Annotated in this window: 1 protein-coding gene and 1 pseudogene; both read right to left on the minus strand. The window is 55.0% G+C overall.

The genetic code is table 11. The annotated features are described in order from the left end of the window. Window positions 1–153: pseudogene (locus RTW80_RS29070) on the minus strand (peptidase); the annotation flags it as partial. After that, window positions 150–278 carry a DinI-like family protein gene (locus RTW80_RS29075; RefSeq protein WP_225568368.1) on the minus strand — a complete coding sequence of 43 codons (129 nt, stop codon included), beginning with the start codon at window positions 276–278 and terminating at the stop codon, window positions 150–152. The gene RTW80_RS29075 and the pseudogene RTW80_RS29070, both read right to left, overlap by 4 nt.

Here is a 278-nt window from a genome sequence, read left to right on the forward strand (position 1 = left end):
TCTGCTGATGCAATAGCTGTTCAGATCCAGTTCCTGCTCAGCATAATCAGTGGCAGGCGAAGGAAAACCGGCCTGGCAACGATCGGCAAACAACGGTCGCACGTAACTGTCATCGTCTGAAGGGTCAGCCGGACGGTGATAAACGGTACTCATGCTGCAGGCAGCCAGCTGTCGTCCTGCCAGATTTCTTCCAGCAGAGACAGGATACGTTCTTTATCCTTGTCGTTGCGGGCTCCTGTGACAGATACAGACGGGGCGCTGCCCTGGTCTATACGCAG

The organism is Escherichia sp. AM3 (assembly GCF_032029835.1).
In the GTDB taxonomy this organism is placed as follows: Bacteria; Pseudomonadota; Gammaproteobacteria; order Enterobacterales; family Enterobacteriaceae; genus Escherichia; species Escherichia coli.